The organism is Sphingopyxis sp. (assembly GCF_036402335.1).
GTDB lineage: Bacteria > Pseudomonadota > Alphaproteobacteria > Sphingomonadales > Sphingomonadaceae > Sphingopyxis.
Genome location: NZ_DASWTD010000259.1, coordinates 1 through 9,126 on the forward strand (window position 1 = coordinate 1; position 9,126 = coordinate 9,126).

At 65.5% G+C, this 9,126-nt stretch carries 6 protein-coding genes; 2 read left to right on the forward strand and 4 right to left on the reverse strand.

Features of this window, described 5'->3' with window-relative positions:
• Positions 1-1,853, reverse strand: a 1,853-nt coding sequence (locus VGD20_RS08125) for an ABC transporter ATP-binding protein (RefSeq protein ID WP_331133962.1), incomplete at its 3' end; no start/stop codon positions are given.
• Positions 1,854-2,051: 198 nt separating this feature from the next.
• Here VGD20_RS08125 and guaA point away from each other — a divergent pair.
• Complete coding sequence (gene guaA, locus VGD20_RS08130) at positions 2,052-3,653, forward strand: glutamine-hydrolyzing GMP synthase (protein WP_331133963.1); 1,602 nt, start codon at positions 2,052-2,054, stop codon at positions 3,651-3,653.
• Between the two features lie 137 nt (positions 3,654-3,790).
• On the opposite strand, the gene VGD20_RS08135 is transcribed toward guaA, so the two are convergent.
• The 3 genes from VGD20_RS08135 to VGD20_RS08145 are packed head-to-tail and all read right to left on the reverse strand — an operon-like array spanning position 3,791 to position 8,009.
• Positions 3,791-5,269, reverse strand: a complete 1,479-nt coding sequence (locus VGD20_RS08135) for an AMP-binding protein (RefSeq protein WP_331133964.1) — start codon at positions 5,267-5,269, stop codon at positions 3,791-3,793.
• The gene (locus VGD20_RS08140) at positions 5,227-6,636 is read right to left on the reverse strand and encodes an amidase (RefSeq protein ID WP_331133965.1); all 1,410 of its coding nucleotides are present in this window, start codon (positions 6,634-6,636) and stop codon (positions 5,227-5,229) included. Before VGD20_RS08140 ends, VGD20_RS08135 begins: the two co-directional genes overlap by 43 nt.
• Positions 6,633-8,009 carry an MFS transporter gene (locus tag VGD20_RS08145; RefSeq protein WP_331133966.1) on the reverse strand — a complete coding sequence of 459 codons (1,377 nt, stop codon included), beginning with the start codon at positions 8,007-8,009 and terminating at the stop codon, positions 6,633-6,635. The genes VGD20_RS08140 and VGD20_RS08145 overlap by 4 nt, the downstream gene beginning before the upstream one ends.
• A 134-nt stretch (positions 8,010-8,143) precedes the next feature.
• Here VGD20_RS08145 and VGD20_RS08150 point away from each other — a divergent pair, with 134 nt between their 5' ends.
• A complete protein-coding gene (locus VGD20_RS08150; RefSeq protein WP_331133967.1) occupies positions 8,144-9,016 on the forward strand; it encodes an alpha/beta hydrolase in 873 nt (290 codons plus the stop codon).
• Positions 9,017-9,126: the final 110 nt, after the last annotated feature.

Below are 9,126 nucleotides of genomic sequence, written 5' to 3' on the forward strand. Positions count from 1 at the left end.
TGTTGCTGCTGGCCAAAGCTCTTGCCGAAGTTGAGGCCCCAGCGAATCTGCGAATTTTCGGCGCGATCGAAATTGACCGGCCGCTGGTCGATCGCCAGCAGCACGCCATTCTCGTCGCGCTGCACGCGATCGGGGAAGGCGGCCTCGATTTCGGGGGTGAGCAGGGGAAAATTGTTCGCCGTGTCATAGCTTTTGTTGCTGTTGTAATTGACCGAAAGGTTCAGCCCCTCGAGCATCGGCGGCGACCAGTTGAGCCCGAGCTTCAAATCGCGGCGCTGCTCGGCGAGCAGGAAGGGGTTGCCGCCGGTGATCGTCGAGATCTGGACGGTTTCGCCGTTCCGCAGGTCATAATATGTCACCCCGTCGGTCGTCAGCGGTGCGGCACCGAGCTGCTGGATTCCCGGAGCAGCCTCGTCCTGGTTGAAGCTCGCGATCAGCGACAGATTGTCGGTGACACCCCAGTTGAGGTTCGCCCCCCAGCTCTTGAGCGCCTGAAAATCGCTGGGATTCTGCACCTGACCGCTCAGCGTCAGCGAAACGCGGCCGATATTGCCGACCTCATATTCGGGATCGAGCAGCGGCACGGTCAGCGATCCGAACACGCTGGGCAGGTCGCGCGCGAGCTCGGTCGTGACTATGTCGCCCGACCGGTCCGAACGGCTGTCGAACCGGAGTCCTGAATAGCTGCCCGTGATCGACGCGCGGATCGGCCCGGCCCAGCCCTCGGTCACCGTGCCCGAGAGGTTGGCGTTGGCGCCGAAGGTCTGCTGGCTGCTGTCGAAGCGGTCGGTGGTTTCGAAGGGCGGGATGGTTCCCTGATCGTCCCGGATGACGCGTTGGGTATAGGTGCGCTGATCGGCGTCGGCATAATTGCCCGACACCGACCAGCGCCAGTCGCCGAGCATGCCGTTGACGCTGGCGGTGGTGGTGAGGTTGCGCGCGCGGCTGTCGCGTTCGAGCGGGTCGCCGACGCCCCCCAGCCCGGGACCGAGCAACGAGAGCGTGTCGGTCTGGTCGAGGCGGACATTGACCGACGCGTCGGTGACCTTGTTCAGGCTGCGCTGGATCGTTGCATCGATCGAATATTCGTCGGACGCGCCGAGCAGGCTGCGTGCCGCAGCCCCCGCGGCCAAGGCCTGGCCGGCCGCGTCGGAAGCATAGTCGAGGCCCCGCTCGCTCTCGAGTAGCATCGACTTGTGATCCCAGCCGGCATTGACGTTGAGGCGGCCATTGTCGCCGATCGCCAGGAAGCTCGGCTGGATCTCGCTCTGGAACCGCCCGCCCTGCGTCGGGATGCCGCCCTCGCCCTCGACCGCGATCTGGCGGAAATTGGGCTTGAGCACCATGTTGACGACGCGCTCATCGGCCGAATAGCCATATTGGAGCGCGACTTCCTCGGGGAAAACCTCGACCTTGGCGATCGCTTCGGGGGGCAGGTTGCGCACTTCGCCGAACCCCCCGATGCGGCGGCCGTTGACGAGGATGATCGGTCGCCCGCCGCCGCGTCCGCGGCCCGAGCGCGTCTGCGGCGCGAGCGCGTCGAGCAGTTCGGAAACGTTCGACACGCCATAGCTCGCGATCGCCGCCTCATCGAGTTCGGCCTCGGCCTTGATGTCGGTGTCGAGTTGCCCGGCGAGGCGCGGCGCGGTGACGACAATCTCGTCCTCGCTGTAATCGTCATAGGCGTCCTCGACATCCTCGGGCGCAGCGACGGCGGATTCGGCCGGCTGTTCGGCCACCGCTGCCGCAGCGGGCGGGCCGATCGGCGCCTCGGCCATCGCCGGCAGCGCGAACGAGGCCCCGGCCGCCAGCAGGGCGGCGCGCGCGGAAATGGAGAGGCGGATGTTATTCATCGGGGAGAACCTTTGTTTCTTTATCTGTCTTCAGTTTTTATTTGCATGACAGGGCTTAACGCTCGCTGACCCCGCGCTTTGTTCGCGGTTCATCTATGTCGCGCAATTGTCGCAACAATGTGTCGAGGCCATGCCCGTTCGACGGGCGGCCGATATCGACCGCTGGACAGCGGGGCGATGCCTCTTTATCGGCCACCCATGACGACTCCCGACTCCTCCGCTCCGTCCAAAGCCGATATCGGCGAATCCATCCTGATCGTCGATTTCGGCAGCCAGGTGACCCAGCTCATCGCCCGCCGCGTCCGCGAAGCCGGCGTGTATAGCGAGATCGTCCCGTTCAGCGCCGCCGAGGCGGCGCTCGAGCGGATGAAGCCCAAGGGCGTGATCCTCTCCGGCTCGCCCGCATCGGTCCCTGCGACCGGCAGCCCGCGCGCACCGCAATCGATCTTCGACAGCGGTCTCCCCATCCTCGGCATCTGCTACGGCCAGCAGGTGATGAGCCAGCAGCTCGGCGGACAGGTCGAACCCGGCGGCATAGATGGGGAACGCGACGGCGAATTCGGCCGCGCCTTCCTGACCGTCACCGAACCCTGCGTGCTGTTCGACGGCCTGTGGGAGGTCGGCGAGCGCCATCAGGTATGGATGAGCCACGGCGACCGCGTGACGCAATTTGCTCCCGGCTTCCGCATCGTCGCGATCAGCGACGGCGCGCCCTTCGCGCTCATCGCCGACGACGAGCGCCGCTATTACGGCACGCAGTTCCACCCCGAGGTCGTCCACACCCCGGATGGTGCCAAGCTGATCGCGAACTTCGTCCGCCACGTCTGCGGCTGCAGCGGCGACTGGACGATGGCCGAGTTCCGCGCCACGAAAATCGCCGAAATCCGCGCGCAGGTCGGCGACCAGCGCGTGCTGTGCGGCCTGTCGGGCGGGGTCGACAGCGCGGTCGCCGCGGTGCTGATCCACGAGGCGATCGGCGAGCAGCTCACCTGCGTCTTCGTCGACCATGGCCTGCTCCGCATGAACGAGCGCGAGCAGGTCGAGCGCCTGTTCCGCGATCACTACAACATTCCGCTCGTCGTCGTGGACGCCGAAGAACGCTTCATGGCTGGCCTCGCGGGGGTTACCGACCCCGAAAAGAAGCGCAAGTTCATCGGCGCCGAGTTCATCAACGTGTTCGAGGAGGAGGCGAAGAAGATCGGCGGCGCCGATTTCCTCGCGCAGGGCACGCTCTATCCCGACGTGATCGAGAGCGTCAGCTTCACCGGCGGACCGAGCGTGACGATCAAGAGCCACCACAATGTCGGCGGCCTGCCCGAGCGCATGAACATGAAGCTCGTCGAACCCTTGCGCGAACTGTTCAAGGACGAGGTCCGCCTGCTCGGCAAGGAACTCGGGCTGCCCGACATCTTCGTCGGCCGCCACCCCTTTCCCGGTCCCGGCCTCGCGATCCGCATCCCCGGCGAAGTCAGCAAGGAGCGTTGCGACATCCTGCGCAAGGCCGACGCGGTCTATCTCGAGGAAATCCGCAATGCGGGTCTCTACGATGCGATCTGGCAGGCGTTCGCGGTGCTGCTCCCTGTCAAGACCGTCGGCGTGATGGGCGACGGCCGCACCTACGATCATGTCTGCGCATTGCGCGCCGTCACCTCGACCGACGGTATGACCGCCGACATCTACCCGTTCGACGCCAGCTTCCTCTCGCGTTGCGCCACCCGCATCATCAACGAGGTGCAGGGCATCAACCGCGTGGTTTATGACTATACGTCGAAGCCGCCGGGCACGATCGAGTGGGAATAGGGACGGTCACCGATTTGTAAATTTTTTCTATTATTTACAACGATTTGCTTGAAATCATCGACAATCTCGACGCACATTCTCTCCCTGTCCCATCGCGTCGAAACTCTTCTTGCCCGGAAGAGCCAAACGGCAACCAGCTATGCCAGCCGCTCCTTCCGCAGCGCGGAGCGCCGAACCTTGCCGGCTTCATCGCGTAAATCAGCGTCGGTTGTCTCATAGCTTGTGGGGCATTTATATCCGGCAATCCGCCCGCGAACGAAGCCATCGATCGCCTCGACCGATACATTTCCGGCCAGCTGGACGATCGCGTGGACGCGAGCTCCAAGCTCGTCGCACGGCAATCCCACAACAACCGCATCGGTCACCGCCGGATGCTCGATCAAGGCGGCCTCCACCTCTGCCGGATAGATATTGGCGCCCCCGCGAAGGATCAGATCGGTGCGCCGGTCGGACAGGAAGAGATAGTCGTCCTCGTCGAGATAGCCCAAGTCCCCGAGCGACATACGCCCCGCTTCGTCGGTACGGCGGTCGGCACCGATATAGTGAAAGCGTTCGGCCGCCTCGGGAGCAAAGAAAATTTCGCCCACTTCGCCCGGCGCGCATGTTGCCCCCGTCTCGTCGAGTATCGAGACGCTGTCTCGCGTAACCCTTCCGACGGAACCCGGCTTGCTGAGCCATTCCTCGCCCGTGATCATCGTCGACGGGCCTTCGGTCCCGGCATAGATTTCGATGATGCGGTCGGCGCCCAGCCAGTCGATCCACACGCGCTTCAACCAAGGGGGACAGGGGGCCGCGAGGTGCAACACCCGTCGCAGCGACGAAAGGTCATACCGCGCCCGAACCCCGGCGGGCAGGCTCCAGATGCGGTGCATCATGGTGGGAACCATGCACACCCATTCAACCTTCTCGCTTTCGATGAGGCGCAGCGCTTCCTCGGCATCGAAACGGCTCATACCGACGACCCTTGTGCCGCACAGCAGCGCCAGGCTCGTGAATAGAAAGGGCGCGTTATGATAGAGCGGCCCTGGATTGAGCATCACGCCGCCGCGCGGCATATCTGTCAGCTCGCAAATGCCCGCCAGCCGCTCGCCGAAACGCGCCTCCGCATGATCGACGATCAGCTTGGGCCGGCCGGTCGACCCGCCGCTGGTGACCGCCTTCCAGTTGGCGGCCGCCACGTCTTCGGCCAGATCGACCGGCGCGTTTCCGGCATCGGGATCGATCCGGACCACCGCGTCCGGCACCTCGCCGTCACCGATCAGGACACGCGGACGAGCAAGTTCGATCAACTGCGCGAACTCGTGCCCGGGAAGCTTCGCCGGCAGAACGCAGGGCGTCGCCCCTGCCCGCCAAGCGGCAAAGCTGGCAATATGATGATCGACGCCATTGGGAAGCGCCACCGCGACCAGATCATCTTCCTTCACGCCCCGATCGATCAACCGCCGTGCAAGCGCCGCCGTTCGGATTTCGAATTCACGCCAGTTGACGGCACCGTCAGGGTAACGGATCGCTTCGTCGTCTCCTGCATCGCTTGCGGCTCTGGCCTTGAGCACCTCCCCGAACGTTGGCGCCATCACCGGTCCCCGATCCAGATCGGCGGGATATGCTGCTGCCATTGAAGTTCTGCTTCGAGCTGATAGGCGAGCGCCAGCAGCAAAGCCTCTCCGCCGGGACGCGTCGCGAACTGGATACCGACCGGCAGTCCGTTTTTGCTGAACCCGATCGGCAGGCTTATCGACGGCGTTCCCGCAAAATTGTCGATCCAGCAATAGCCCGCATAGTCGATCAGCGGGTCCTTTTGATCGGCCCACGAAACATCGGGTCCGAAAACGCCGATGCGCGGAATCTCGGTACTGAGCGTCGGCGTCATCCAGATATCGATCCGCTCGAGCCGGGCGAGATAGGCAGCCACGACAGCCTCCATCGATGTCCAGGCCGACGCGAAGCGGTCGTCGCTGATCGCCTCGCCCGCCGCGATCAGCGTCGCCGACCGATGTTCGAGGTCGTCAGCCTTGACCGCGATCCCGATGGCTTGCGACAACATGCCGAGACGGCGGCAGAACATGCCTTCGGTGATCGTGCCGAGCAGTTCCATGGCGACCGGCCCGTCAAAGGGGAGGTCGGCATCCGCGACCTTGTGGCCGAGACGGCCCAGCAGCGCGAGCGCCTCTTCGAAAACGCGCTGGACGCTGGCATCGGGAAGATCGCCGGTCCGCATCACGCGGCTATAGGCATGAATATTCAGGCGGCGATCGACCGGCGCGGTCACCGGCGGAACCGGCGGCAGGCAATCCGGGTCGCGCGTCTGCGTCGCTTCGAGCCACGCAGCGGTGTCGCGCACCGTGCGGCTCACGCAACCGTTCACGGTCAGATCGGTAATCGAACGAAACGCTTCCTCGCCGGCATTGCGGCGCCGCGACGGCTTCAGCCCGACGAGACCGCAAGGCGCGGCGCCGTGACGGATCGAGCCGAGGCCGTCGCTGGCATGCGCGATCGGTACCACACCCGCCGCTACCGCCGCCGCGCCGCCCCCCGACGAGCCGCCCGGCGTATGATCGGGGTTCCACGGATTGCGCGTCGGGCCGAACAGCGGCGACTCGGTAACCGCGTTCAGTCCGAGTTCGGGCATCGTCGAACGCCCGATCGAGATCAGCCCGGCACCCGTCATCGCCTGCGCATAGGGGGCATCGTCGGGCGGCACGAAATCGCGCAGCGCGGCCGATCCGAAACTGGCGGGTATCCCGCCTTCGGGCAGCATATCCTTGATCAGTGTAGGCACGCCGGCGAGTGGACCCGATCGCGGCGCCCGAGCCTGCGTGCGGGCGCGCTCGAAGGTAGGCCAAGCGATGAAGTTGAGTTGCGGATTGACCGCTTCGGCACGCTCGATCGCCTGATCGACGAGCCCCGACGCAGTGGCGCGGCCGGATGCCATCGCCTCGCGCATGCCGGTCATGTCCATCGGGGCGGATGATCTCATGTTCATGATGGGTCCTTCGAGAGTGCGGGCCGAATTGCCCCCAAGGTAGCGGCATAAGGGCGAGGTGCGAGCGCCATCAGGAGCGCCGAGGCGATCAACGACGGCAGGCTGACGATCGTTATCGCGTTCAGCATGCCGCGCGGCCCCTCGATCAGCCCCGAGATCGCCCCGATCGCGAGCGGAGAAACAGCGAGCGCCAGGGCATTCACGATGCCGAGCAACGCCAGAACGCGCGAGCGGAGATGCGCGGGCGCCAGATTCTGGAGCACGCCGGGCATCAGCGAGGAGGCGGCAATGCCCAGCGCGCCCTGCATCGCGGCGATGCAATAGGCCTGAAAGGCCGATGTCGTGAACGGCAGCAAGGCGGCGGGCAGCGGGGTCAGCGCAACGAAGATCGCGGCGACCCTGACGGGGTCGAGATCGGCGTCGCCCCGGCGCAGTCTGAGCGTCAGCGGCGCGAGCAGCACGCCGGCGAGCGTCGCGACCGTAATCGCGGTGCCGAGCCCGACGCCCACCGTCGCGGGGTCGATCCCGAAAGCGCGGGGCAGCGCCAGGGGAAACCACATCACCCCCGAGGTCATCGCAACCGCCATCGCAAAGATCGAGCCGAAGATGCAGGCAAGGGTGCGCCAGTGCGCGGCCGCATAGGGAAGGAAATCGCGCTCGCCCGCCGGATCGACTTCGACCGCAATTCCGGCGGCGCCGTGGCGGTTGCCGAGCGGCATCGTCAGAACGAGCAGGAAGAAAATCGACCCCGGAAGCGCGATCAGCATCATCGCGAGGCGCCAGCTGTCGAAGCCGGCAATCCAGTCCGGAAAGGTGCCATCTGCACCCGCCAGCCATTGGAGCAGCGCGCCGCCAAGCGCCATTCCCAGCCCCGCGCCGAGCAGAGACCCGCCGTAGAAGATGAAATTGGCGGTATTGCGCTGTCTTTCCGGAAACAGATCGGGGATCAGGGCAAAGACGATCGGTGCCAGCCCCGCCTCGCCGATCGCGATCCCGATCGTCGCGGCGAACAAACCCCAAAAGCCATTCTGGAACGCGAAGAGCGCCGTGGCGAGCGACCAGCAAGCGACACCGAGCGCCAGGATCAGGCGACGCCCGAAGCGGTCGGCGAGCCATCCCATCGGATAGCTGGCCACGCTGGCGAACACCGCCATGCCGAGTCCCTGCAGCATACCAAGCTGGAGGTCCGTGAAACCCAGCGATACCTGCAGCGATGGCGCGATCAGGCTGAGCATCTGGCGCACGACAAAGGCGAAAAGCGTCGTCATCAGCAAGACGCCCAGCCCGTACCAGGCCAAGCGGGCGGGCGTAGCTGAAACGGCGGTCGTCGCAGGATGTCCGGCCCGACCGGGACTGTCGCTACTGTCGTTCATATCGCTCTCCGTCCCGGCCGTTGTGCGGCTCATGGTCGAACTATTAAAACAAGTTGACTTTATTGTAAATGGGGTAGAGATATTGCAATCGCAGCGGGCGGACTGTCGAGCGCATGCCCGCCGGGAGAAGATCGATGCCATTTCCGGTGCGTGCATCTCTCGAACAATTCACCCTTCCCCATCCGTCGGGCCAAGGGGGGCTGACGATCAGCGTCGCGGCGCCGACGGTGCCAGCGCCCGGCGCGGCCGTCCCCGTTCTCTATGTCCTTGATGGCGACCTGCTGTTCGGCATGGCGGCGGAGATCGCACGCGCGGTGACGAGCGTCGCCGCCTTTCCCGCGCATTATGTCGTCGGCATCGGCTATGACGCCGCCTATTCCGATGTCCTGAAGCTTCGCACGGCCGACCTCGCTCCGCCGATCGGCGAGGAAGCTTTGCGGGCCCTCGGCGGCATGGGCGAAACGATCGGAGGCGCCGGGAGCGGCGGTGCCGACAGGTTCCTGGCCTTCATGGTCGAAGAGCTGCGTCCCGGGATCGCCGCCCGCTATCCGCAAACCGCGGGCGGGCCGCAAATCCTGTTCGGCCATTCGCTCGGCGGGCTGTTCGCGGCGCACGCGCTGCTCGTCCAGCCCGACAGCTTCTCGGCCTTTATCGTCAGCAGTCCGTCGCTCTGGTGGGACGGCTTCGCGATCCTGCGCGAGCTGCCGTTGCTCGGCGAGCGGATCGCCGCCCTGCCCCGCCAGCCCCGCGTGTTCGTCGATGTCGGCGCGAGGGAGCAGGACCTGCCGACCAGCATACCCGACGGTATCGGCCTGACGCTGGAGGAGGCACAGGCGCAGATCCGTGCCGCCCGTATGGTCGATGCCGCGCACGAGTTCGCCACGGCTCTCGGCGAGGCGGGCATTACCTCGGTTCGCCATGTCGCCTTCGCCGAGGACGACCATGTTTCGGCGGCACCCGCCGCGATCCTGCACGGCATGCGCTTCGCGCTTGGCCAAGACCACTAAAACGAGACGAAACATCTGATGAGGGGACCCACCATGCGACTTTCGACCAAAGCCCTGCGCGGGACCGCGCTGGCGCTCGCTCTCGCCGCACCCGTCACTCTTTGGGCGCA

Excerpts from the sequence above, each read along its gene's own strand:
- guaA (WP_331133963.1), top strand. The coding sequence starts at position 2,052 with ATGACGACTCCCGACTCCTCCGCTCCGTCCAAAGCCGATATCGGCGAA.
- VGD20_RS08135 (WP_331133964.1), bottom strand. The coding sequence starts at position 5,269 with ATGGCAGCAGCATATCCCGCCGATCTGGATCGGGGACCGGTGATGGCG.
- VGD20_RS08140 (WP_331133965.1), bottom strand. The coding sequence starts at position 6,636 with ATGAACATGAGATCATCCGCCCCGATGGACATGACCGGCATGCGCGAG.
- VGD20_RS08145 (WP_331133966.1), bottom strand. The coding sequence starts at position 8,009 with ATGAACGACAGTAGCGACAGTCCCGGTCGGGCCGGACATCCTGCGACG.
- VGD20_RS08150 (WP_331133967.1), top strand. The coding sequence starts at position 8,144 with ATGCCATTTCCGGTGCGTGCATCTCTCGAACAATTCACCCTTCCCCAT.